A 25,372-nucleotide genomic window follows, 5' to 3' on the forward strand; every position below is an offset into this window, starting at 1 on the left:
TGCCCCGATGTAACATTGCGCAGACTAAAAATCCGATAACTTCACCTGCAAAGCGCGCAATGAATAAAACCCGTCAACAAGAGCTTACCCGCTGGTTAAAACAGCAAAGTATTATTTCCCGTCGCTGGCTGACGGCGTCCCGCCTTCTCGGCGTCGTTAGCGGCGTGCTGATTGTGGCGCAGGCATGGATCCTCGCTCGCATCCTTAATCATATGATTATGGAAAATATCCCGCGCGAAGCCCTGCTGCTGCCCTTCACGTTGCTGGTGCTGATCTTTATCCTTCGCAGTTGGGTGGTGTGGATGCGCGAACGCGTGGGTTTTCATGCCGGTACGCATATTCGCTTTGAGATCCGCCGCCGCGTACTCGATCGCTTGCAACAGGCGGGTCCGGCCTGGATTCAGGGCAAACCTGCAGGAAGCTGGGCGACGCTGATCCTTGAGCAAATCGACGACATGCACGACTTCTATGCCCGCTATTTACCGCAGATGGCGTTGGCGGCCAGCGTGCCATTGCTGATTGTGATCACCTTGTTCCCCATCAACTGGGCCGCTGCGCTGATCTTGCTTGGCACCGCCCCCCTGATTCCGCTCTTTATGGCAATGGTCGGTATGGGCGCTGCAGACGCCAACCGCCGCAATTTTAAAGCTCTGGCGAGGTTGAGCGGTCATTTCCTTGATCGTCTGCGCGGAATGGAAACATTACGTATCTTTGGCCGCGGCGCAGCAGAAACCGACAACATTCGTCATGCATCGCAAGACTTCCGCAGCCGGACCATGGAAGTGTTGCGCCTCGCTTTTCTCTCGTCTGGCGTCCTGGAGTTTTTTACCTCACTGTCGATCGCCGTGGTCGCCGTCTATTTTGGCTTCTCTTATCTCGGCGAACTCGATTTTGGTCACTACGGAACGGGCGTCACGCTGTTTGCCGGTTTTCTGGCGCTGGTGCTGGCGCCGGAATTTTTCCAGCCATTACGCGACCTCGGTACGTTTTACCACGCGAAAGCCCAGGCGATAGGCGCGGCCGACAGCCTGAAAACCTTTATGGAAGCGCCTTTAGCCCATCCGCAACGCGGTGAAATCACGCTGAAAGCCGATGAGCAGATTACGCTCACAGCCAGCAACCTGATCCTCAAATCGCCGGAAGGCGCAGTGCTTGCCGGGCCGCTCAATTTCACGCTGCCCGCCGGGCAGCGCGTTGTGCTGGTCGGGCGCAGTGGCTCAGGGAAAAGTTCGCTGATTAATGTGCTGTCGGGCTTTCTGCCCTATGAAGGCTCGCTGCGTGTCAATGGCATTGAACTGAGCGATCTGGATCCGGACGCCTGGCGCGCTGTCATAAGCTGGGTGGGGCAAAACCCGCAGCTTCCGGCGGCGACCCTGCGAGACAATATTCTGCTTTCACGCCCGGATGCCAGTGAAGACGCGTTACAGACGGTGCTGGAAAAAGCCTGGGTTAACGAGTTTCTGCCGATGTTGCCGGACGGTCTGGAAACACAACCCGGCGATCAGGCCGTCCGTCTTTCCGTCGGCCAGGCGCAGCGCGTGGCGGTGGCCCGCGCCCTGCTCTCGCCCTGCAAACTGTTATTGCTGGACGAGCCTTCAGCCAGTCTGGATGCCCACAGCGAGCAGCGTGTCATGCAGGCGCTGAATGATGCTTCTCGCCAGCAATCCACACTAATGGTGACACATCAGTTGGAAAACCTCGCTGGCTGGGATGCGATTTGGGTGATGCAGGATGGTCAGATTATCGAGCAAGGCACGTATGCCGCGCTTTCCACTGCGCAGGGGGCATTTGCCGACCTTCTTGCTCATCGTCAGGAGGAGATTTAAATGCACGCGTTGCTGCCTTACCTTGCATTGTATAAACGCCACAAATGGATGCTGACATTGGGCGTGATCCTCGCGATTGTTACGCTGCTCGCCAGTATTGGTCTGTTGACGCTCTCTGGCTGGTTCCTGTCCGCATCTGCGGTGGTCGGCGTCGCCGGGATCTACAGCTTCAACTATATGCTCCCCGCCGCTGGCGTTCGCGGCGCGGCGATTACCCGTACTGCCGGTCGCTACTTTGAGCGTCTGGTCAGCCACGATGCCACATTCCGCGTGCTGGAACATCTGCGCGTATCGACCTTCAGCAAGCTGTTACCGCTCTCCCCTGCCGGTTTAGCCCGCTTTCGCCAGGGCGAATTGCTGAACCGCGTGGTCGCCGACGTTGACACCCTCGATCACCTGTACTTACGCGTGATTTCACCGCTGGTGGGTGCGCTGGTGGTGATTATCGTGGTGATGGTTGGCCTGAGCGTGTTGGATGTGTCGCTGGCGCTGATTCTGGGCGGGATCATGCTGGCGACGTTGTTTATGCTGCCGCCGCTGTTTTATCGCGCAGGCAAACCCACTGGCGAGAATCTCACCGCCTTGCGTGGTCAGTATCGCCAGCAACTCACCAGTTGGTTGCAGGGACAAGCTGAGTTGACGCTGTTCGGCGCCAGCCAGCGCTACCGCCAGGAACTGGAAAATACCGAGCTGAGCTGGCATGACGCCCAGCGCCGTCAGTCCGATCTTACCGCGGTCTCACAGGCAGTGATGCTGCTGATCAGCGGTACGGCGGTGATCGCCATGCTGTGGTTTGCTTCCGGTGGCGTGGGCGAAAACACGCAGCCAGGCGCACTGATTGCGCTGTTCGTCTTCTGCGCGCTGGCAGCTTTTGAAGCGCTGGCACCGGTAACGGGGGCTTTTCAGCATCTCGGTCAGGTCATCGCCTCGGCAACGCGCATCACCCAACTCACCGAATGCGAGCCGGAAGTGACGTTCCCACACAACACGACCGCCGCGCCAGAACAGGTCGCTGTCCAACTTGATGCGCTGTCGTTTAGCTACCCCGGCCAACCACAACAGGCACTGGACAACATGACGCTGTCGATTTCTGCCGGGGAACATGTGGCAATCCTCGGGCGCACCGGCTGCGGCAAATCCACACTGCTGCAGTTGCTCACCCGCGCATGGGATCCGCAGTGCGGTGAGATTCGCTTAAATGACCAGCCAATTACGGGTTTTTCTGAGCCAGTATTACGTAGCCTTATCAGTATGGTGCCGCAGCGCGTGCATCTGTTTAGCGCCACTCTGCGCGACAACCTGCTGCTGGCTGCGCCCCACACCAGCGATGAGCAGCTAACGGCAATGTTGACGCGCGTCGGGCTGGAAAAACTGCTCGACGGTAGCGGCCTGAATGCGTGGCTGGGTGAAGGCGGGCGTCAATTGTCCGGTGGGGAGTTGCGTCGCCTGGCGATTGCCCGTGCGTTATTGCCTGATGCGCCGCTGGTCTTGCTGGATGAACCCACAGAGGGCCTGGATGCATCAACCGAGAGCCAAATCCTTGAATTACTGGCTGAAGTAATGAAAGGGAAAACCCTGTTGATGGTCACCCATCGCTTGCGTGGCTTGTCGCGTTGCGATCGGATAATTGTGATGGACAACGGGCAAATAATTGAGCAAGGTAATCACGCAGCGTTAATGGCGAAACAGGGGCGGTACTACCAGTTTAAGCAGCGTCTGTAAGTGGATATTCGTCATTTTGCCGTTCCTGCTACGGCACCGCTAAAGTATATCGGCCAAAATGACGATATTAACCTGTGTCCCTTGTCGCGTTGTGGAGCACTGAAGTCATGCGCCTGGTGCAGCTTTCTCGTCATTCTATCGCATTTCCTTCGCCCGAAGCGGCGTTGCGTGAACCCAATGGGCTTCTGGCGCTGGGCGGCGATCTGAGTCCGGCGCGCCTGTTGATGGCCTACCAACGCGGTATTTTTCCGTGGTTTTCCCCAGGCGATCCCATCCTTTGGTGGTCACCGGACCCACGCGCCGTGCTATGGCCCGAGTCTTTTCATGTGAGCCGTAGCATGAAACGTTTTCACAAAACCTCCCCTTATCGTGTCACGCTGAATCACGCCTTCGGTCAAGTGATTGACGGATGTTCGCAGGATCGCGATGAAGGCACCTGGATCACGCCAGACGTGGTTATGGCTTACCACCGACTTCATGAGCTGGGACATGCGCACTCGATTGAAGTCTGGGAAGACGATGAACTGGTCGGCGGTATGTACGGCGTTTCGCAAGGTGCGCTATTCTGCGGTGAATCGATGTTTAGCCGCCGTGAGAATGCATCAAAAACCGCGCTGCTGGTCTTTAGCGCTGAATTTGTGCGTCGCGGCGGAAAATTAATTGATTGCCAGGTACTGAATAATCACACAGCCTCACTTGGCGCTGTGGAGATCCCACGTCGGGATTATCTGCTGCATCTTGCCGACATGCGTAAACAACCATTACCGTCCCATTTTTGGGTGCCACGGACGCTGTTTTTATCCCTCTGACGAATGTTTTCGGCACATTTTTTATCAGGGTGTTATAATGGACGCTCAGAGCCGCTTTTGCCTGTTGCCCCGCCTCATCCGGGAATGGTTCGTATCAGGGATGCCCTTCGTTTATCTCATCGCTCCCCTTTACGGATGCGCGTTTCGCGCGTCGTGACTTGTGGCGTGAGGGCAATATGCAAAAGTCGTTTTGCTGCGTTTTATCAGCACAAATCTTTACTTAACAGACGAACTTCGGCATTATCTTGCCGGTTCAAAAATTATGGTAGTGATACCCCCGAGGATTAGATGGCCAAAGAAGACAATATTGAGATGCAGGGCACCGTTCTTGAAACGTTGCCTAATACGATGTTCCGCGTAGAACTGGAAAACGGTCACGTGGTCACTGCGCATATCTCTGGTAAAATGCGTAAGAACTATATCCGTATTCTGACGGGTGATAAAGTGACTGTGGAACTGACCCCGTACGACCTGAGCAAAGGCCGCATTGTCTTCCGTAGCCGCTAAGATCTTTCGCCAGCACGGTTAAGTGCACATATTCTAAAGGCCGGGTAATCCCGGCCTTTTGTTTTTCTCTTCCCGCTCTCTCCCGTCAGATTAAACTTTAACCACCCAAGACAATTGTCTATACTTAGCTATGACAAATGTCCGCGTGCAGGAGGAAAAATGAGAACCTGGAGTCCGGATCAAAAACCGGCTGAAAATGCGCTCTGGCGCTTTGCCGGTTTCCCCGCAAACAGAGGCCTTAAACTTGTTCAGATGCTGAATGAAGGTTTGCCGGTCAGCATCCTCGATAATATTCATGAATGGACGGAAATGTCCCGTTCCGACATTTTGCGCGTGACCGGGATTAACGAACGCAATGTCGCCCGCCGTAAAAGCACCGGTCGGACGTTAACGCCGGAAGAGAGTGAACGTATTGCGCGTTTGGTCAGGGTGGTGGATGCGGCGGTGCAGTTTTTCGGCAACAAAAAGATGGCGTATGACTGGCTGCAAGCGCCGGTTCGCGGTCTGGGCAACGTTGCGCCGATCTCGTTAATTGCCACAGAAAGCGGCGCACTGGAAGTGACCGACCTGATTGGTCGCCTGGAACATGGAGTGTTTGCTTGATTTTCTATCGCCTTGTGACGCACCGCTACGCCAGCGAAGCCTGGACCGGCAGCGGTGCAAATCTCTATGGCGGCAGATGGAATCATAAAGGTCACCCGGCAGTTTACGTCGCGTCGTCCATTTCGCTGGCGGCGCTGGAAATGCTGGTGCACGTACACAGCGACAGCATCCTCACTCAGTACGGGCTGTTCAGTATCGAGATACCCGATAACGATATTGAATACCTTGATAAACAATGGTTACCACCCGACTGGCAGGAAAACCCGGCCCCGCTCTCAACCATGGATCTCGGTACCGCCTGGCTCGAAGCCAACAGTGGCGTTGCACTGGTGCTTCCTTCCTGCGTGGTTCCACTCGAGAACAACGCCATGTTGAACCCACAACATCCGGTTTTCAGTAAGCAGTTGAAAACGGTCAAAGCGCTCCCCTTTTCTTTTGATACCCGCCTGGTAAATCAGATCACAGTACGTTAAGACCCGCGAACAAACGCCAATGGAAATCAATCTCATTTGTATTTAATATGCGAACGCTCACTTCATTTTGTTCACATAATGCCCTTTCGGATCGTTTAAAGAAAAGGGCTGTGAAAACAAAAGAGTGCGCGTCTAAACATAACAATCTGATGAGGTATTGGCATGTCTTTCAATCGGGTATATGGCAAGCAGCTATGCGCCGAACTCAACACAACGGGGTTTAAAAAGAAATTTGCGTTCTCATTACTGACGCTTTGCATCACCCATGCATTCGCTATTTCAGCAGCAAATGCGGCTGACAGTGCAACAACCTCCGACAAAACCCGTTCGGAGCAGACGCTGGTCGTTACGGCAGATGGCAACAATGAGGCAAAAACCGAGGCGACGAAATCCTATACCGTACCGGCTACGCGTGCAGGCACGAAAATGAACCTGACACAACGCGATATTCCACAGTCGGTTAGCGTATTAACCCAGCAGCGGATCAAAGATCAGAATTTGCAGAATGTGGGAGATGCACTGGCTAACGTCACCGGCATCTCGGCTTCGCAGAATGACTCAGAGCGCGTTGACTTCTATTCCCGCGGTTTCTATCTCGACAATTATACCTACGATGATATTCCCTCCGCGCAGACCGGCGCATGGAACTTTGGTGAAACAGACGGCGACTCTGCGATTTACGAGCGTATTGATATTGTACGGGGCGCGACAGGTTTAATGACCGGCACCGGTAACCCTGGCGCTGCCGTTAACATGATCCGTAAGAAAGCCGACAGCAAAACCTTCACAGGTAATCTCTCGGCAAGCTACGGAAGCTGGGATAACCAGCGTTATGTTGCCGACTTATCCGGGCCACTGAATGATTCAGGTACCGTGCGTGGCCGCGTCGTGACTGGTTATCAGAATCAGGACAGTTGGGTGGACCGCTACCATAAAAGGAAAAAATTCCTCTATGCTACTGTCGCGGCAGACATCACGGACAATACGACGCTGGATCTGGGTTATGACTACCAGACGCGCGACACCGATGGCCCCACGTGGGGAGGTCTGCCAACCTGGTACAGCAACGGTAGCCGTATTCAGTATGATCGCAGCGCTAACCCGTCAGCAGACTGGACGCATTACAACATTCTGTCACGCAAAGTCTTCGCCAATCTGACCACCAACTTCGACAACGGCTGGCAGGTACGCGTCAACGGAACCCATGCTGAGTCGGATTTCGACAGTAAGCTACTTTATGTCACCGGCTATCCAGATCAGACCACCGGCATTTTGGATAGCAGTGGCTATGGCTACGCAGGCTGGTATAAAGGGTTACGCACTCAGACCGCCATTGATGCCTATGCCAGTGGCCCGTTCGAACTGCTGGGGCGTCAGCATCAGTTAGTGGCAGGAGTTGATTACAGCCGCCAGCGTAACCGCTACCTCTACTCAAGCACTATCCTTTCACCTGCTGAAATAGGCAACTGGAACGACTGGAATGGCGATGTGGCGGAGCCTGACTGGCCCGCCTGGGCGCTCTCTTCTGAAGATACCATCCGTCAGAAAGCCAGCTATATGGCTGCACGCTTTTCGTTGACCGATCCGTTGTCGATGATCATTGGCGCGCGTTATACCCAGTACAGCGCGCAGGGTACGACTGCAGATATGAAGAAAAATAACCTGACGCCTTACGGTGGGCTGGTCTATGACATCAACGAGAACGTCTCCGCGGTTACCAGCTACACCTCTATCTTCAAGCCGCAAACGTATCGCGACCAGCAAGGCAATTATCTGAAGCCGGTGACCGGGAAAGATTACGAAGCCGGTATCAAAGGCGACTGGGACGACAGCCGGATCACCGCGAGCCTGTCGGTGTTCCGCATTGAGCAGGACAATCTTGGTCAGATCCTGAGCAATACCTATGTCAACAACAGCAGTGAAAACGCCTACAAAGCGGCAAAAGGCGTGGTGAGTCGCGGTGTTGATTTTGAAATCAACGGTGCGGTCACGGATAATCTGAAGGTCACGTTTGGCGCCACCCGCTACGTGGCGAAGGATGCATCCGGCGATCGCACAAACCCGTACATGCCGCAAACCAGCCTGAAACTGTTTACCAGCTATACCCTGCCGATGCTGCCGGAGTTGACCGTCGGTGGTGGCGTGAACTGGCAGAACCGCACGTATAAAGAGGCCACGAATCCATCCGGGCAAACAGAGCGCGTTTACCAAGGGAGCTACCCGCTGGCCAATCTTTTTGCCCGTTACCAGATCAACAAAAATCTCGCGGTACAGGGAAACATCAAAAACCTGTTTGACCGTGAGTACAACACCAATCCCTCCGGCGGAGTGGCATTCAACGAACCGCGAAATTATTCGGTTAGCCTGAATTACGCTTTCTGATTGTAAATGGACGCCCCTGGCGTGGCCCTCCGACAAAAGCGGTCACGTCAGGCAATGATAAAACCGTGTAAAGCGGGAAGCTGTCATGCCGGAAAGATTCTTTTTCTTGACCATCCCCCCGCCTCCCGCCGTACTATCAGCAGCAAACATCATCAAAATTAATGATTGGCGGAAACATGGAACAGTCCGGACACAGTAATCATTCATTACTGCTTAGCGAATGGCAGGCTTTATTGCACCAGACGCCCCCCACCGTTCACGATATTCTTACCGGCCTGGGCGATGAGGAGATCCGCCATCTGGTTAATGTTTTTTATGACTACATGCTTTCACATCATGAAAGCGAGCTGTTTCTGAGCACTGAACAGGTCAGTACACGCCTCAGTCATAGCATGTTCCATTGGTTACGCAGCGTGCTGGGCAGTGCCCGGCAAGATCTCCCGCAGCTATTAGAAAAACAGCGTGAAATTGGCATTATTCACGCACGTATCGGCTTACCAATTGATCTTGTCGCACGCGGGGCGAGAAAGCTGAAAAACGAGCTTTACCAGTTATTACAGACGAAAGAGACCATCCCGGCCGCCTTACTGAGCGATATTATTTGCTTCAGCAGCCTGGCGATGGACACCGCGATAGAAGCAATGACGGTGTCTTACTCCCCCACCTACCAAAGCTCCATGCAGGCGCAGGAACAGTACCGCCTGCTGTCGATTTATGACGATGTGAATGTTGAGCGTGAACGGCAGATCAGCGCGCTGACAAGCTGGGAAAACCAGTTTATCTACAATATCGCCACCGGGCTGCCTGCTGCGGATCTTATCCCTCTGGCGAAATCCGAATTCGGTATGTGGTTTTCTCATAAAGGCAGGCATCTGCTGGGCAACCCCAACATGCTGGCCAATATGGATACCCTGATCAAGCAGGCGGATGATCACATTACACAGGCACTGACCCAGTCACTGTCGCCAGTGGTGGAGTCGCGGATGGCGGTGCTGCAGGCGATACGCCAGCTTACCGGGCAGATCCATCGCCTGCTCACATCGATGTTCGATGCGCTGGTTGAGCTTGAAAACGGTAAAGATCCGCTGACGCAGCTGCTGAATCGCCGCTTTATTCCCACCATTATGCGCCGGGAGATCTCACTGGCGCTGAATGTGCGTAAACCGTTTATTCTGGCCATGCTGGATATCGACCACTTTAAAAAAATCAACGACAGCTACGGGCACAGCGCGGGCGATATCACGCTGAAAACCGTTGCCACCGTCATTTACGACCATTTTCGCAGTAGCGACTATGTGTTCCGCTACGGCGGCGAAGAGTTTATGGTCTTGCTGGTCGAGTCGGATTTAACTCAGGCGAAGATCATTCTGGAAGCGTTACGCCAGAAAATCGCCGCACTCAGTATTGAGGTATCCCCCACGCAGCACTTCTCCGTGACCGTTAGCATTGGTTTCGTGGACTTTGATTATCATCCGGATTACAAACGTTTGATTGATAAAGCAGACCGCGCGCTCTACGCGGCCAAAGATCATGGGCGAAACCGTATTGAAGCGCACCCGCGCTGATCCCCACCCTGCTTTCGCATCTTATCTGGCACAGAGATAAAAAAAACCGGGTCCACAGGAACCCGGTTTTTATGGCGTCACCGCAGAAATTAATGGGCTGCTTCCGGCTTGTGCTTCTGGGCACTCTGGAAACCGTACTCCAGCTCATTTTTCTCTTTGTTAAGGGTGACCGTAACCTGGCCGCCGTCCACCAGCGAACCAAACAGCAGTTCATTGGCCAGCGGTTTTTTCAGGTTATCCTGGATAACACGCGCCATCGGGCGGGCGCCCATTGCACGGTCATAGCCTTTTTCGGCCAGCCAGTCACGCGCTTCCTGACTGACTTCCAACGACACGCCTTTCTGATCCAGCTGCACCTGGAGTTCAACAATAAATTTGTCGACCACCTGATGGATCACCGTTGTCGACAAGTGATCGAACCAGATAATGTTATCCAGACGGTTACGGAACTCCGGCGTGAAGATTTTTTTGATCTCTTCCATCGCATCGGTGCTGTTATCCTGGTGGATCAGACCGATGGATTTACGTTCGGTTTCACGCACACCGGCGTTGGTGGTCATCACCAGCACCACGTTGCGGAAGTCCGCTTTGCGCCCGTTATTATCGGTCAGCGTACCGTTGTCCATGACCTGCAACAGCAGGTTAAAGACATCCGGGTGTGCTTTTTCGATTTCATCGAGCAGCAGTACCGCATGCGGATGCTTGATCACCGCGTCGGTCAGCAGACCGCCCTGATCGAAGCCCACATAGCCCGGAGGCGCACCGATCAAACGGCTAACGGTGTGACGCTCCATATACTCGGACATATCGAAACGCAGCAGTTCAATACCCAGCGCTTTTGACAGTTGTACCGTCACTTCGGTTTTACCCACGCCGGTCGGCCCCGCAAACAGGAAGGAACCCACTGGTTTATGGTCCTGACCCAGCCCTGCACGGCTCATTTTAATGGCCTCGGTTAACGCCTCGATGGCTTTATCCTGACCAAACACCAGCATTTTCAGGCGATCGCCGAGGTTTTTCAGCGTGTCACGGTCGCTCTGAGAAACGCTCTTCTCAGGGATACGCGCGATACGGGCAACAACCGATTCGATATCCGCCACGTTGACGGTTTTCTTGCGTTTACTCACCGGCATCAGACGCGCACGCGCGCCCGCTTCGTCGATGACGTCAATCGCTTTATCCGGCAGATGACGATCGTTGATGTATTTCACCGCCAGCTCAACCGCCGCACGCACCGCTTTCGCCGTGTAACGCACATCGTGGTGCGCTTCGTACTTCGGTTTCAGGCCATTAATAATCTGCACCGTCTCTTCAACCGACGGCTCCGTGATATCAATTTTCTGGAAACGGCGCGCCAGGGCGCGATCTTTTTCAAAGATGTTGCTGAATTCCTGATAGGTGGTGGAGCCCATCACGCGAATTTTACCGCTGGAAAGCAGCGGCTTAATCAGGTTCGCGGCATCCACCTGACCGCCGGACGCTGCACCCGCGCCGATGATAGTGTGGATCTCATCGATAAACAGAATGCTGTTGTTGTCCTGCTCAAGCTGTTTCAGCAGCGCTTTGAAACGTTTTTCGAAATCACCACGGTATTTGGTGCCCGCCAGCAGAGAACCGATATCCAGCGAGTAAATGGTGCAGTCGGCCATCACTTCCGGCACATCACCCTGCACAATACGCCAGGCCAGACCTTCCGCGATGGCGGTTTTACCCACGCCGGACTCACCCACCAACAGCGGGTTATTTTTACGACGGCGGCACAGCACCTGAATCGCGCGTTCCAGCTCTTTACCCCGGCCAATCAGAGGATCGATGCCTCCTACGCGAGCAAGTTGATTAAGATTGGTGGTGAAGTTCTCCATACGTTCCTCCCCGCCTGCTTGCTCTTCGCTGCTCGCCTGGCTGTTGCCGGTGCTCCCTGCGTCAGATGATGGCCCCGGCTCGTCTTTACGCGTGCCGTGAGAAATAAAGTTCACCACGTCGAGGCGGCTGACTTCATGTTTGCGGAGCAGATAAGCCGCTTGCGACTCCTGCTCACTAAAGATGGCAACCAACACGTTCGCCCCGGACACTTCGCTACGACCGGAAGACTGAACATGAAACACCGCGCGCTGAAGAACACGCTGGAAACTGAGCGTCGGTTGCGTGTCGCGCTCTTCCTCGCTCATGGGCAGAACGGGTGTGGTTTGTTCGATGAAGGCTTCGAGTTCCTGTCGCAGCGCCACCAGGTCCACGGAACACGCTTCCAGCGCTTCGCGGGCCGAGGGGTTACTGAGCAGAGCCAGTAACAAGTGCTCGACGGTCATAAACTCATGTCGGTGCTCGCGCGCTCTGGCGAAAGCCATGTTTAAACTGAGTTCCAGTTCTTGATTGAGCATAGGCACCTCCCCCAAGTTTTATTGCCTGCATTCAGGCTCTTTCCAGCGTACACAGCAACGGATGTTCGTTCTCCCTGGCGTACTTGTTCACCATAGAGACTTTCGTCTCCGCGACCTCGGCGGTGAAAACACCGCAAATGGCCTTTCCGTGATAGTGAACCGTGAGCATCAGTTGCGTTGCGCGCTCTACATCATAAGAAAAGAACTTTTGTAGCACGTCAATAACAAATTCCATTGGCGTGTAATCATCGTTCATTAACATCACTTTATACATAGATGGCGGTTTCAGCGCGTCGCGCAGTTTCTCATCCGCCAATTGTTCAAAATCCAGCCAGCTGTTGCTCTTACCCATCGTTAGCTTTTCATCTTAGGTTACAGGTTCCGACGACGTTTAATCGGCCGATAAAATGAGTCTAGATGCATTTTCAATCTACATCAGATGTCAGATAACAATCATCTATCGTTACCATCCGCGACGGCTGTCACATTCTTTCTGAATAGCGTTAACTGCTTCAAAATTTTGATGCGCCGCCTCCCAGAACCCCTGCCAAACGCTTGACGCGTTATCCGATTTCTCTAAATTGTACTCTCGAGAGTTGGCGAGGTTTTGAACAGCCCCCACACTCTGCCACCGGTTCATTCCATCTTACTTAAATAAGATTTACGAAGGATGTCGAAGCATGGAAACGGGTACTGTTAAGTGGTTCAACAATGCCAAAGGGTTTGGTTTCATTTGCCCTGAAGGCGGCGGCGAAGATATCTTCGCACATTACTCCACCATTCAAATGGATGGTTACAGAACGCTAAAAGCCGGGCAAACTGTCCGGTTTGATGTACACCAGGGCCCTAAAGGCAATCATGCCAGCGTCATCGTGCCCGTCGAAGCAGAAGCTATGGCCTGACGCTTCATCATTCATTGTGTACATGCCCCGGATAAAATGCCAGCCCAACAGGCTGGCATTTTTATTACTCTCGCGCCAGCGCGTCCACCGGATCCAGCCGTGCGGCGTTACGCGCCGGCAACCAGCCAAACAACACGCCGGTAAAGGTTGAACACAAAAACGCAGTCAACAATGCCACTGGCGAGAAACCAATTTCCCAGCCGGGTAAAAAGAGCTGCAGCGTCATGGCAATCACCATTGACAGCGTCACGCCCAGCGCGCCGCCCACCAGGCAAACAAATACCGCCTCGATCAAAAACTGTGACAGCACGTCACCCGCCCTTGCACCTACCGCCATGCGGATGCCAATTTCGCGCGTACGCTCAGTGACCGACACCAGCATGATGTTCATCACGCCAATGCCGCCAACCAGTAACGAAATGACCGCGACCAACGTGAGGAACAATTGAAGAGTACGTGTGGTCTTTTCTGCGGTTTTCAAGACGCCGTCCATATTCCAGACGAAGAAATCTTTTTTACCGTGACGTAGCGTGAGCAGACGGGTGAGCTGCTGCTCTGCCTGCTCGCTGCCGTACCCTTCATTCACGCGCACGGTTATCGAGTTCAGCCATGACTGCCCCATAATCCGCCCGGCAATGGTGCTGTATGGCAACCAGACACGCAGGATCTTGCTGCTGCCGAACATGGACTGCTTCTCTTCCGCCACGCCAATCACCGTTGCCGGCATATTGCCCACGAGGATCACCTCGCCCACCACGCTGGCCTTATTGGGAAATAACTGACGCCGGGTATTACTGTCGAGCACCACCACCTGCGCCCGCCCTTTCAGTTGCTCATCGTTAAACGATGCGCCTTCACTGAACGTCATGCCGTACACATTGAAGTACTGCCCGCTGACGCCATTTGCGCTGGCGGCAATATCAATATTGTCCGAGCGCAGACGCAAATTTTGCGAAACAGACGGCGTGGCGGAACGCACCCACGGCTGCTTCTGAATGGCGATCAGATCGTCATATTTCAGCGCTTGCCGGTATTGAGGGTCGTCATCGCCAAAATCTTTTCCGGGGTAAACGTCGATGGTGTTGGTGCCAATGGAGCGGATATCCGCCAGCACCAACTGCTTCGCCGCGTCGCCGACCACCACAATCGAGACAACCGATGCAATGCCGATAATGATGCCGAGCATGGTCAGCAGGGTGCGCATCTTGTTGGCCGCCATGGCGCGCCAGGCCATGGTCAGCGCCTCGTGAAAACGGCTGATAAACTGCCGCCATCCGCCGGCTTGCGTTAAGCCCTCATCCTGATGCGCTGGCGCGGCCGCTTTCACCCTGGCTGGCGGGTTGCTGATCAGCTCGCCATCGCGGATTTCAATCACGCGCTCCGCCTGCGCCGCAACCTGCGGATCGTGCGTGACGATAATCACCGTATGCCCACGATCGCGTAATTGATGCAGAATGGCCATCACCTCTTCACCAGAGCGGCTGTCCAGTGCGCCAGTGGGTTCATCTGCGAGGATCACCTGGCCGCCATTCATCAGCGCACGGGCAATACTCACCCGTTGCTGCTGCCCACCGGAAAGCTGCGCAGGCAAATAATCCGCGCGTTCGCCCAGCCCAAGACGCGCCAGCAATGCACGCGCGCGGGCCAGCCGCGTCTTACGTTCTGTGCCCGCATAGACCGCTGGCACTTCCACGTTTTGCGCCGCGCTCAAATGCGAAAGCAAGTGGTAACGCTGGAAGATAAAACCAAAATGGTCGCGACGTAGCTGCGCCAACGCGTCGCTACTGAGAGTGGAAACGTCGGTGCCTGCCACCCGGTAAGTGCCGCTGCTGGGCTTATCCAGGCAACCGAGAATATTCATCAGCGTGGATTTTCCTGAACCGGATGCGCCGACAATCGCCACCATTTCCCCGGCATGAATCTCCAGATTAATGCCCTTCAGCACCTCAACCTGCCCGTCACCGGAAGGATAACTACGGCGAATGGCGTTTAGCGTCAGCAATGCGGTCATTGCGCCGCACCACGCTTCAGTTCTCCAGTGACCACTTCTTCCCCGGCATCCAGCCCTTTGACGATCACCACCTCGGTGTCATTACGCGCACCCAGCGTCACCTCGCGATCGCGGGTTTCGCCATTGCGCAGCACTTTCACTTTGTAGCGATTATCGCCAACCGGATCGCCAAGCGCCGCCAGTGGAATGGTTAACACATTTTTGATACCCGCCAGTTGGATATGCACTTGCGCGGTCATATCGAGACGCAGGATGCCCTGCGGGTTTGGCACTTCAAAGCGGGCATAATAGAAAATCGCATCGTTAACTTTCTCCGGCGTCGGCAGAATATCTTTTAATGTCCCTTCATAGCGGGTGCCCGGATCGCCCAGCACAGTGAACCAGGCTTTCTGTCCCGGTTTCAGGTGGATCACATCCGCTTCGGAGACCTGCGCTTTCACCAGCATGGCGCTCATGTCCGCCAGCGTCAGGATGGTCGGCGCCTGTTGTACCGCAATCACCGTTTGCCCCTGCAAGGTGGTGATTTGCGTCACTTCGCCCGCCATCGGCGCGAGAATACGCGTGTAATCAAGGTTGGTTTTTGCCGTGTCCAGCGTTGCCTGGTTGCGCTTAATCTGCGCATCAATGGTGCCAATCTGCGCCTCTTTTACCGCCGCGTCTGTGGCGGCAGTGTCCAAATCCTGGCGCGAAATCAGATGGCTTTTCACCAATTGCTGCTGGCGGGCCAGCGTCACCTGCGCCAGTTTTTGCTCGGCCTGTGCCTGACGGCGCTGTGCACGCAGCTCCATCAGCGTCGCTTCCACCTCTTTAATCTGGTTTTGCGCCTGTTCCGGATCGATAACCCCAAGCAGTTGATCTTTCTTCACCTTGTCGCCAATGCTGACCGACAAGGTTTTCAACTGCCCATTGACCTGCGCGCCAACGTCAACTTTGCGTAACGCATCCAGTTTGCCGGTCGCCAGTACGCTCTGTTGCAACTCCCCCGGACGGACAATTAACGTCTGATATTGCACGACTGGTGCGTTGAGTTTCCCCCACAACCACCCCGCTGCCAGTAAAATAATCACTGACAGCGCAATGATCCCCGTCCTGCGTTTTCCCTTCAGTTTCATAAAAATTCCAGATTGTCGGACTGTGCGTTGTATAGAGAGCAATCTTAACTAAACAAAACATCAACGAAACAGAAAATTCTTAATTTCTCCATTTTTCATTTATCTGGCGTTGAGAATCCCCCTGCTTGAATAACTTTCTCCCGTATTTTCCGGATTTCACCATGTCCAGCATCACTGATGTTTCTTCGCCTGAGTTATCTCTCCCTACCACCGCCTGGCAGCTTTTCCGCGCGTTGACGTCCGGTGCGCTGATGCCGGGTCTGGCCTGGAAAAACCCGGCCTACCGCCGCAAATTTTTGCTGCGCTCGCTGGGTACGCCGCTCAGTACCGCCAGTTACCTGGCGCGGCTTGCCAGCCTGCCGCAGCTGGTGCAGATCCTTCAGGTTCAGCCCGGTTTGCCATGCCGGTTGCATCGCCCCTGGCTGTCGATCAATATCAGCCGTGAACAGGCGGCAAACGCCCTGTGCTGGCACTATGAAAATATGCTAAAGCGGCTTCCTGCAATATTGACTAATGCGTATCTGAGCAAAGCAGGCGCCGAGCTGGTTATGCTGAACGGCAAAGATGAACAAACGTATTTCCTGCGGCTGCACGCCAACGCCATGCAGGATAAAGAGGGCGAGGCGACGCTGGAATTTTGCGACGCGCAACAAACAACCCTGGCTGAACTCACGTTTACGCTCTGTCCGTTTGAGGGAAAAAGCACACTCTATATCGGTGGGCTGCAGGGTGCAAAGGCCCATGTGCCGCATGACCTGATCCAGAGTGCAACCAAAGCCTGTCATGGCCTGTTCCCGAAACGGCTACTGGTGGAAGCCGCCATGACGTTGGGGCAATTCCTGGCGGTGGATGAGATCCGCGCAGTCAGCAACGAAACGCATATCTATCGCAGTGTGCGCTACCGCCGGAAAAAACAGGGGAAATTGCATGCGGATTACAACAGCTTCTGGGAATCCCTGGGGGCGGTTGCCGACAGCCACGGCGATTTTGTGCTGCCCACGGTGATGCCGCGTAAATCCATGGAAGAGATCGCCAGTAAAAAACGTGCGGAATACCGCCGCCGCTACGAGCTGCTCGACAGCCTGCATGCGCAGACTGCCCATCGTTGCCAGAACTAATCGGCTCTCCCGCGCGCCAGCCATAGCACGCGGGAAAACATTTTACGGAACAGATGCGGCACGGCGTCCACGCCGCGTCTTCCTGCTTCCATCGCCACTTCGATCGCCAGGTCCGGTTTCGAAGATCGATGAATCGCTTTGGTGATCACCCGGCGCATATTCATCGGCACTTTTTCCGGCAACTGCGCCACGCGATGGTAAACATCGGCAAACCCCTCCCGGTACATAAAATGCTCCATATCCAGCGAGGGAAGTTCCGTTAAGTGCTCGCGTACGTGGTCACGATCGTTATCCAGCAGACCGCGCACCGTCGCGGAATACTTCCTCCCCGCTTCGTCGCCATCCACCAGCACATGCCATTCAATGCCCATCCGGCGGGCAAATTTAATCAGCGGTTTTAAACCTGACTGGGCGAACTCAATCACTTTCACCCCTTCCGCATCGAAATGATGACCGCACTGGCGCGCCAGCTCGTTAATCACCCAGTTTTCGGTTTCCCCTTCCACCAGTAACCAACAGCGGGCAAACAACGAGGAGGGGCGATTGACGCGAATATGAAACGAAATTCGCCGCGCATCTTCCGCGCTTAACCCACTCGGCCCGAGGCGCCAGGCCGCAACGCGGGAAGACTCACGCACCAGTCGGCACACCTGTTCAACCGGCGTCATCGACAGCAATTCGCCTGAATTTGTGGTGGTAATCTGTTGCAATGGCAGCAGATTCAGCAGTTGCCAGGCCACCGATAACATAATCGGATGCAGCCGCGTTTCCGGATCTTCCACCAACAACAGCGGTCGCGCATCACGATCGAGATGCACCGTCCCTTTTGCCTGCAACAGGGTGGAGAAAAAGCCCAACAGGATCACCCGGTACATGCGCCCGCCGGGTTTGTCGATCATCCGGTTGATAATGTCCAGATAGCGCCAGCTACGCTGCTCATCATGGGAACGGCGTCGCATCAGGCGCTGGCGCGACTGCCCACTGCCCTGCTCGGCAAAATAGTGCTCCAGCAGTTGCACCATCGCTGATAAACCGTGACGGATCTGCCCGTCAGTCAGGTTTTGCGGGCGCGAGATGAGCTCACGGGAGAGGAAATCAAGCTGGCGCGCGGTGGTTTCCATCTCCGGTCTGTCAGGCATCGAGCCATTACGAATACGGCGCATAAAGCGCGCATCCCGCAAACGCAGCACCGGCGACAGACGCACCAGATGACGGGCGCTTTCATCAATGTCCGGTAACGGAAGAAGCTGCCCCTCGGCATCCAGAAAACCGCGCAGGGTCATGACGCTGCCATCTTCAGACAGCTCACCCTCATGACGATAAAATAACCGGTGATAGCCATCATTATTGGCAACCCAGCAATCGGCCAGCGGCCGGTAACGCCGCACACGATAGCGGCCCGGCTCCGATTCACGAAAGGTCAAAATGATATGCAAATGGTGTTCGCGCCCCTGGACATCTCCCGGTGGAAACCAGAAATCATCGCGCACAAAGTGGTAGAGATCGGTTTCCGGCGAGAGCAGCAACGTCAGCGCATCCAGCAGACTCGACTTACCCCAGGCGTTCTCCCCAATCAGCACGTTATTCTGTTCAAGCATTAGCGATAATCGGTTGATACCGCGAAATCCAACAATATCCACGCGCTCCAGAATCATGAATCCTCCGGCATTGCCTGTCTTTTCCCATCCAGTCTTCAGCAAAGTATAGCGGGATGAAAAGCCGCAGATCATGTGCTAAGTACAAAATTTTATTGATAAATATGTATCAGAAGCAAACCAGGGACGCCTGGTCTGCTGTTTTGCGGCTGATATAAAATTTACCCTGTTTCGTGGCTTTACTCCCTATCTGTCGTTCGGTAGTGTGTTGCCCGGATGTTTTAACTTTGCAAGGATTCGGGCTGTTCATGCTTTCAGGACTGTTAATTATTCTTCTGCCACTGGTTGTTGGTTATCTTATTCCGCTGCAACACAAGGCCGCACTCAAACTTATCAATAAGTTGCTCAGCTGGATTGTGTATCTGATCCTGTTTTTGATGGGTATCAGCCTCGCCTTTCTGGATAATCTCAGCGCCAATTTATGGTCAATCTTCCACTACACGGCGGTCAGCGTGGTGGTGATCCTGCTGTGTAACGCAGTGGCATTATTGTGGCTGGAACGCACCCTGCCATGGCGGCATCAGCATCAACAAGAAAAACTGCCATCACGCATCGCGATGGCGTTGGAATCCCTGCGCCTGTGCGGGGTGGTGGTGATCGGTTTCGCCCTCGGTCTTAGCGGGCTGGCGTTTTTACAGCATGCCACCGAAGCCAGTGAATATACGTTGATTTTCCTGCTGTTTCTGGTGGGGATCCAACTGCGTAATAGCGGCATGACGCTCAAACAGATCGTCCTGAACCGGCGCGGTATGATTATCGCGGTGGTAGTGGTGGCAAGCTCACTCGTTGGCGGCGCGATAAACGCCCTGATCCTCGGTTTACCGCTCAAAACCGGCCTCGCCATGGCCTCCGGTTTCGGCTGGTATTCGCTCTCCGGCATTTTGCTAACCGAATCCTTCGGCCCGGTGATTGGCAGCGCCACGTTCTTTAACGATCTGGCGCGGGAGTTGATTGCCATTATGCTGATTCCGGGGCTTGTTCGCCGTAGCCGTTCAACCGCGCTGGGGCTTTGTGGGGCAACCTCCATGGACTTCACCTTACCCGTACTGCAACGTTCCGGCGGACTGGAGCTGGTTCCGGCCGCCATTGTGCACGGTTTTCTGCTCAGCTTGCTGGTTCCGCTACTGATGGCGTTCTTCTCCGCCTGATACCCCTTTGGCGGTAGATCGCTGCCGCCAAACTTGCGCTAAATCAATCTCCCCTTAATTTGCATGCAAAAGCGCTTTTAAGCCCTCCCACAGCAGCATAATCTTAAACATGTATTCTAAATATAACTTTAAACTTCATTAAAGGTGTGACCATGTTTTGTGTGCAATGTGAACAAACCATCCGAACTCCGGCGGGAAATGGCTGTGCGTACGCGCAGGGGATGTGCGGCAAAACCGCGGAAACCTCCGACCTGCAGGATTTGCTGATTGCCGCGTTACAAGGGCTCTCCGCCTGGGCCAGCAAAGCGCGTGACTACGATCTGATTGACCACGAGATCGACAACTTCGCGCCGCGCGCATTCTTCTCCACGTTGACCAACGTGAACTTCGACTCCACGCGCATTGTGGGTTATGCCCGCGAAGCGATTGCCAAACGTGAAGCGCTGAAAGCCCTCTGCCTTTCTATTGACCCGCAGGCAAGCGTCGACAACCCGATGGCGTCCCTGCAACTGGTGAGCGACGATCTGGGCGAACTGCAACGCCAGGCCGCCGATTTCACACCAAACAAAGATAAAGCCACTATTGGCGAAAATATCCTCGGTCTGCGTCTGCTGTGCCTGTATGGCCTGAAAGGCGCAGCGGCGTATATGGAACACGCCCACGTACTGGGGCAGTACGACAACGATATCTATGCGCGTTACCACAAAATTATGGCATGGCTCGGTACCTGGCCTGCTGATATGAACGCGCTGCTGGAATGTTCAATGGAAATCGGCCAGATGAACTTCAGCGTCATGAGTATTCTCGACGCGGGTGAAACCAGCATGTATGGTCACCCGACGCCAACCCAGGTGAATGTTAAAGCGGTCGCCGGTAAATGCGTGCTGATTTCCGGTCATGACCTGAAAGATCTCTACAACCTGTTGCAACAAACCGAAGGTACCGGCGTTAACGTCTATACCCACGGTGAAATGCTGCCGGCGCACGGCTACCCGGAACTGCGGAAATTTAAACACCTGGTGGGTAACTACGGCAGCGGCTGGCAGAACCAGCAGGTGGAATTTGCCCGCTTCCCAGGCCCTATCGTCATGACCTCCAACTGCATTATCGACCCGACCGTTGGCGCTTATGACGATCGTATCTGGACCCGCAGCATTGTCGGTTGGCCGGGCGTTAACCACCTGGAAGGCGACGATTTTGCTCCGGTTATCCGCCAGGCACAGCAAATGGCTGGTTTCCCGTTCAGCGAAATCGAACACCTGATCACCGTCGGTTTTGGCCGTCAGACGCTGCTCGGCGCAGTGGATTCCCTGATCGATCTGGTCAGCCGTGAAAAACTGCGTCATGTCTTCCTGGTCGGCGGCTGTGACGGTGCGCGCGGCGAACGTAACTACTTCACCGACTTTGCCACTCAGGTGCCGGACGACTGCCTGATCCTCACGCTGGCGTGTGGTAAATACCGCTTTAACAAACTCGACTTCGGCAACATCGAAGGGCTGCCACGTCTGATCGATGCTGGTCAGTGCAACGACGCCTACTCCGCTATCATCCTTGCGGTCACCCTGGCGGAAAAACTGGGCTGCGGCGTTAACGATTTACCGCTGTCGCTGGTGCTGTCATGGTTTGAACAGAAAGCGATTGTGATCCTGCTGACCCTGCTCTCCCTTGGCGTGACGAATATTGTCACCGGGCCAACGGCGCCAGGCTTCCTGACCCCGGACTTGCTGGCCGTGCTGAATGAGAAATTCGGTCTGCGTCAGGTCACGACCGTCGAACAGGATATGCAGCAGTTGCTGAGCGCGTAAGGAGCAGATCATGACCATGCCAACCCCTCAGTGCCCGTGGCGTATGCAGGTTCATCACATCCGGCAGGAAACGCCGGATGTCTGGACGCTGTCGCTGATGTGCCATGATTACTACCCGTACCGTGCCGGGCAATACGCGCTGGTGAGTATTCGCAACAGCGCGGAAACCCTGCGCGCCTATACCCTTTCGTCCACGCCGGGCGTCAGCGAGTACATTACGCTGACCGTGCGCCGCATTGACGATGGCGCAGGCTCGCAATGGCTGACACGGGACGTAAAACGCGGCGATTATCTGTGGCTTTCCGCAGCGCAGGGGGAATTCACCTGCGATAACGAACCCAACGATAAGTTGTTGCTGCTGGCGGCAGGGTGCGGCGTGACGCCAATTATGTCCATGCGTCGCTGGCTGACGAAATATCGCCCGCAGGCCGATGTGCAGGTGATCTTCAACGTACGTTCGCCGGAAGATGTTATTTTTGCCGATGAATGGCGCGACTACCCGGTCACGCTGGTGGCGGAAAATAACGCAACCACCGGTTTTACCGCCGGTCGTCTGAGCCGCGAACTGCTTAATGCCGTACCGGATCTGGCGGCACGCACGGTGATGACCTGTGGCCCGGCACCGTATATGGACTGGGTAGAGAGTGAAGTGAAAGCGCTGGGTGTAACGCGTTTCTTTAAAGAGAAATTCTTTACGCCGATCGCAGAAGCCGCCACCAGCGGGCTGAAATTCAGCACGCTCTCACCAATGAAAACCTTCTATGCGCCGGTGGGCAGTTCGCTTCTCGAGGCACTGGAAAGCAACAAAATGCCGGTGGTTGCCGCCTGTCGCGCCGGGGTGTGCGGTTGCTGTAAAACACAGGTGATTTCCGGGGAGTATACCGTCAGCAGCACCATGACGCTGACGGAACAGGAGATTGCCGACGGTTACGTACTGGCCTGTTCCTGCCACCCGCAAGGGGATTTAGTGCTGGCGTAATGCGTTGGCAAAACAAAACGCCCTTCATCATGAAGGGCGTTTTTTTATCTTATTTCCAGGCGGGCGCCACGGAATAACGACCCGCGCCAACAAAGGCAATAACCAGCGCTGCCACAAAGAAGTAAACAATACTCTCAATCGCCCACGCGCCGGTCGCATCCAGCGTCCCGGTTTTACCGATGCCGACCAACAACCAGGCCACCACCATAGTGAACGCCAGCACCAGCGCTGACGGACGGGTGAGCACGCCGAGAATAATCAAAATCGGACACAGCACTTCACCAATCAGTACACCATAAGCGACAAAGCCAGGAAGCCCCTTCGACACCAGCATACCGGCGATGCCATCAATACCGCCGATTAACTTGTGCAGACCGTGGAATAACATCAAGCCGCCCACCAGCAAGCGCAGTAATAACTTGCCAAAGTCCTCATGCGAAAACATATTATTAACTGAATTTAACAATGATTTAACCATTTGAAATGATTCCTGTTTTCATCGACCTTTGTCAGAGTATTCCGAAGTGTAACAAAAATAAACCCCTGTTTTATAAAAGCGCAGACGAATCCCGCTCTCTCCCCTGTTCATTGTCTAAGCTTGTAGACAAGATCACAAAAAGGAGCGGAATGATGAAACAAACAGTGGCCGCTTACATCGCCAAAACGCTTGAACAGGCAGGTGTAAAACGCATTTGGGGCGTGACCGGGGATTCCCTCAACGGGCTGAGCGACAGCCTGAACCGGATGGGCACCATCGACTGGATGCCAACGCGCCATGAAGAAGTTGCCGCCTTTGCCGCCGGAGCCGAAGCCCAACTCACTGGCGAACTGGCGGTGTGCGCAGGGTCTTGTGGGCCTGGCAACCTGCATCTGATTAACGGCCTGTTCGATTGCCACCGCAACCATGTGCCCGTGCTGGCGATTGCCGCCCATATTCCTTCCAGCGAAATCGGCAGCGGTTATTTCCAGGAAACCCATCCGCAGGAGCTGTTCCGCGAATGCAGCCACTACTGCGAGCTGGTTTCCACCCCGGAACAGATCCCGCAAGTGCTGGCGATTGCGCTGCGTAACGCGGTGCTGAAAAAAGGCGTGTCGGTGATTGTGCTGCCCGGAGATGTGGCCCTGAAGCCCGCCCCGGAAACGGCGAGCAGCCACTGGTATCACGCACCGCAGCCGATCGTGACGCCAACGATTGAGGAACTGCAAAAACTGGCGCAACTGTTGCGCTACTCCAGCAATATCGCGCTGATGTGCGGTAGCGGCTGCGCCGGTGCGCACAACGAGTTACTGGCTTTCGCCGGTAAGCTGAATGCGCCGATTGTGCATGCCATGCGCGGCAAAGAGCATGTGGAATATGACAATCCTTATGATGTTGGCATGACCGGTTTAATCGGTTTCTCGTCCGGTTTTCATACCATGATGAATGCCGACACCTTAGTGCTGCTCGGTACGCAATTCCCCTACCGCGCCTTCTACCCGACCGATGCGAAAATCATCCAGATCGACATTAATCCCGCCAGTATCGGTGCACACAGTAAAGTGGATATGGCACTGGTGGGTGACATCAAAGCCACACTGGCCGCGCTGCTGCCGCTGCTGGAGGCGAAAACCGATCGCCGCTTCCTGGATAAGGCGCTGGAAGATTACCGCGACGCCCGTAAGGGGCTGGATGAGCTGGCGAAACCGAGCGATAAAGCCATTCACCCGCAGTATCTGGCGCAGCAAATCAGCCATTTCGCCGCCGAGGATGCCATTTTTACCTGCGATGTCGGCACGCCTACCGTGTGGGCGGCCCGCTATCTGAAAATGAACGGCAAACGGCGGCTGATTGGCTCGTTCAACCACGGTTCAATGGCGAACGCAATGCCGCAGGCGCTGGGAGCCAAAGCCACGCAACCGGACCGGCAAGTGGTTGCGTTGTGCGGCGACGGCGGATTCAGCATGCTAATGGGGGATTTCCTCTCAGTGGTGCAAATGAAACTGCCGTTGAAAATCATCGTTTTTAACAACAGCGTGCTGGGTTTTGTGGCGATGGAGATGAAAGCGGGCGGTTACCTGACCGATGGTACCGACCTGCATGACACCAACTTTGCCCGCATTGCCGAGGCCTGCGGCATCACCGGTATTCGCGTGGAAAAATCCGCAGACGTGAACGACGCGCTGCAACGCGCATTCTCTATTGATGGCCCGGTACTGGTGGATGTCACGGTCGCGAAAGAGGAGCTGGCTATCCCGCCGCAAATCAAACTTGAGCAGGCGAAAGGCTTTAGCCTGTATATGATGCGCGCCATTATCAGCGGGCGCGGCGATGAGGTTATCGAGCTGGCGAAAACCAACTGGCTCAGGTAAAACAGGAGCATAACCCATCGCAAGACAA

The 25,372-nt window shown here is 54.8% G+C and carries 20 protein-coding genes; 14 read left to right on the forward strand and 6 right to left on the reverse strand.

The features are described from left to right. Nucleotides 1-59: 59 nt before the first annotated feature. The 8 genes from cydD to N7922_RS16275 all read left to right on the forward strand — a co-directional run bounded on the left by cydD (nucleotide 60) and on the right by N7922_RS16275 (nucleotide 9,887). Nucleotides 60-1,826: a heme ABC transporter permease/ATP-binding protein CydD gene (cydD, locus tag N7922_RS16235; RefSeq protein ID WP_263097305.1), complete on the forward strand. Its 1,767-nt coding sequence runs from the start codon at nucleotides 60-62 to the stop codon at nucleotides 1,824-1,826. Continuing rightward, nucleotides 1,827-3,548, forward strand: a complete 1,722-nt coding sequence (cydC, locus tag N7922_RS16240; protein WP_263097306.1) for a heme ABC transporter ATP-binding protein/permease CydC — start codon at nucleotides 1,827-1,829, stop codon at nucleotides 3,546-3,548. A 107-nt stretch (nucleotides 3,549-3,655) separates the two neighbouring features. After that, entirely contained in the window at nucleotides 3,656-4,357 is a 702-nt protein-coding gene (aat, locus tag N7922_RS16245; protein ID WP_263097308.1) for a leucyl/phenylalanyl-tRNA--protein transferase, read from the forward strand. A gap of 288 nt (nucleotides 4,358-4,645) precedes the next feature. Continuing rightward, nucleotides 4,646-4,864, forward strand: a complete 219-nt coding sequence (gene infA / locus N7922_RS16255) for a translation initiation factor IF-1 (protein WP_001040187.1) — start codon at nucleotides 4,646-4,648, stop codon at nucleotides 4,862-4,864. 159 nt (nucleotides 4,865-5,023) lie between these two features. Further along, nucleotides 5,024-5,467: an antitoxin Xre/MbcA/ParS toxin-binding domain-containing protein gene (locus N7922_RS16260; protein ID WP_088237186.1), complete on the forward strand. Its 444-nt coding sequence runs from the start codon at nucleotides 5,024-5,026 to the stop codon at nucleotides 5,465-5,467. Beyond that, a complete protein-coding gene (locus N7922_RS16265; protein ID WP_263097309.1) occupies nucleotides 5,464-5,940 on the forward strand; it encodes an RES family NAD+ phosphorylase in 477 nt (158 codons plus the stop codon). Before N7922_RS16260 ends, N7922_RS16265 begins: the two co-directional genes overlap by 4 nt. 162 nt (nucleotides 5,941-6,102) lie before the next feature. Further along, nucleotides 6,103-8,322: a ferric-rhodotorulic acid/ferric-coprogen receptor FhuE gene (gene fhuE, locus N7922_RS16270; protein WP_263097310.1), complete on the forward strand. Its 2,220-nt coding sequence runs from the start codon at nucleotides 6,103-6,105 to the stop codon at nucleotides 8,320-8,322. A gap of 176 nt (nucleotides 8,323-8,498) precedes the next feature. Further along, nucleotides 8,499-9,887, forward strand: coding sequence for a diguanylate cyclase (locus N7922_RS16275; RefSeq protein WP_263097312.1), 1,389 nt, complete (start codon nucleotides 8,499-8,501; stop codon nucleotides 9,885-9,887). A gap of 89 nt (nucleotides 9,888-9,976) precedes the next feature. Here the strand turns inward: N7922_RS16275 and clpA are convergent, their stop codons facing one another. Together clpA and clpS are read right to left on the reverse strand one after the other, a co-directional pair. After that, nucleotides 9,977-12,265: an ATP-dependent Clp protease ATP-binding subunit ClpA gene (gene clpA, locus N7922_RS16280; RefSeq protein WP_263097313.1), complete on the reverse strand. Its 2,289-nt coding sequence runs from the start codon at nucleotides 12,263-12,265 to the stop codon at nucleotides 9,977-9,979. Nucleotides 12,266-12,296: 31 nt separating this feature from the next. Beyond that, on the reverse strand, nucleotides 12,297-12,617 hold the full coding sequence (gene clpS, locus N7922_RS16285; protein WP_061494658.1) for an ATP-dependent Clp protease adapter ClpS: 321 nt from the start codon (nucleotides 12,615-12,617) through the stop codon (nucleotides 12,297-12,299). A 328-nt stretch (nucleotides 12,618-12,945) separates the two neighbouring features. On the opposite strand from clpS, the gene cspD reads away from it, so the two are divergent. Then, a complete protein-coding gene (gene cspD, locus N7922_RS16290; protein WP_061494657.1) occupies nucleotides 12,946-13,167 on the forward strand; it encodes a cold shock-like protein CspD in 222 nt (73 codons plus the stop codon). Nucleotides 13,168-13,231: 64 nt separating this feature from the next. Here the strand turns inward: cspD and macB are convergent, their stop codons facing one another. Continuing rightward, nucleotides 13,232-15,178 (reverse strand): macrolide ABC transporter ATP-binding protein/permease MacB, encoded by a 1,947-nt coding sequence (macB, locus tag N7922_RS16295; RefSeq protein WP_263097314.1) that lies wholly within the window; start codon nucleotides 15,176-15,178, stop codon nucleotides 13,232-13,234. After that, nucleotides 15,175-16,290, reverse strand: a complete 1,116-nt coding sequence (macA, locus tag N7922_RS16300) for a macrolide transporter subunit MacA (RefSeq protein ID WP_263097315.1) — start codon at nucleotides 16,288-16,290, stop codon at nucleotides 15,175-15,177. Before macA ends, macB begins: the two co-directional genes overlap by 4 nt. A gap of 161 nt (nucleotides 16,291-16,451) precedes the next feature. Here macA and N7922_RS16305 point away from each other — a divergent pair, with 161 nt between their 5' ends. Then, the gene (locus N7922_RS16305; RefSeq protein ID WP_263097316.1) at nucleotides 16,452-17,408 is read left to right on the forward strand and encodes a VirK/YbjX family protein; all 957 of its coding nucleotides are present in this window, start codon (nucleotides 16,452-16,454) and stop codon (nucleotides 17,406-17,408) included. Here N7922_RS16305 and N7922_RS16310 read toward each other — a convergent pair. Then, complete coding sequence (locus N7922_RS16310; protein ID WP_263097317.1) at nucleotides 17,405-19,063, reverse strand: ATP-dependent endonuclease; 1,659 nt, start codon at nucleotides 19,061-19,063, stop codon at nucleotides 17,405-17,407. The two genes, N7922_RS16305 and N7922_RS16310, sit on opposite strands and share 4 nt — an antisense overlap. A 248-nt stretch (nucleotides 19,064-19,311) precedes the next feature. Here N7922_RS16310 and N7922_RS16315 point away from each other — a divergent pair, with 248 nt between their 5' ends. The 3 genes from N7922_RS16315 to hcr all read left to right on the forward strand — a co-directional run bounded on the left by N7922_RS16315 (nucleotide 19,312) and on the right by hcr (nucleotide 22,995). Beyond that, nucleotides 19,312-20,211, forward strand: a complete 900-nt coding sequence (locus N7922_RS16315; protein WP_263097318.1) for a lysine exporter LysO family protein — start codon at nucleotides 19,312-19,314, stop codon at nucleotides 20,209-20,211. Nucleotides 20,212-20,363: 152 nt separating this feature from the next. Further along, nucleotides 20,364-22,016, forward strand: coding sequence for a hydroxylamine reductase (hcp, locus tag N7922_RS16320; protein ID WP_263097319.1), 1,653 nt, complete (start codon nucleotides 20,364-20,366; stop codon nucleotides 22,014-22,016). A gap of 10 nt (nucleotides 22,017-22,026) precedes the next feature. Then, nucleotides 22,027-22,995 (forward strand): NADH oxidoreductase, encoded by a 969-nt coding sequence (gene hcr / locus N7922_RS16325; RefSeq protein ID WP_263097320.1) that lies wholly within the window; start codon nucleotides 22,027-22,029, stop codon nucleotides 22,993-22,995. 49 nt (nucleotides 22,996-23,044) lie between these two features. On the opposite strand, the gene N7922_RS16330 is transcribed toward hcr, so the two are convergent. Then, nucleotides 23,045-23,473: a DoxX family protein gene (locus N7922_RS16330; protein WP_263097321.1), complete on the reverse strand. Its 429-nt coding sequence runs from the start codon at nucleotides 23,471-23,473 to the stop codon at nucleotides 23,045-23,047. Between the two features lie 152 nt (nucleotides 23,474-23,625). Between N7922_RS16330 and poxB the strand changes: the two genes are divergently transcribed. Then, entirely contained in the window at nucleotides 23,626-25,344 is a 1,719-nt protein-coding gene (poxB, locus tag N7922_RS16335; protein WP_263100931.1) for a ubiquinone-dependent pyruvate dehydrogenase, read from the forward strand. Nucleotides 25,345-25,372: the final 28 nt, after the last annotated feature.

It is taken from the genome of Kosakonia sp. ML.JS2a, from assembly GCF_025642095.1.
GTDB lineage: Bacteria > Pseudomonadota > Gammaproteobacteria > Enterobacterales > Enterobacteriaceae.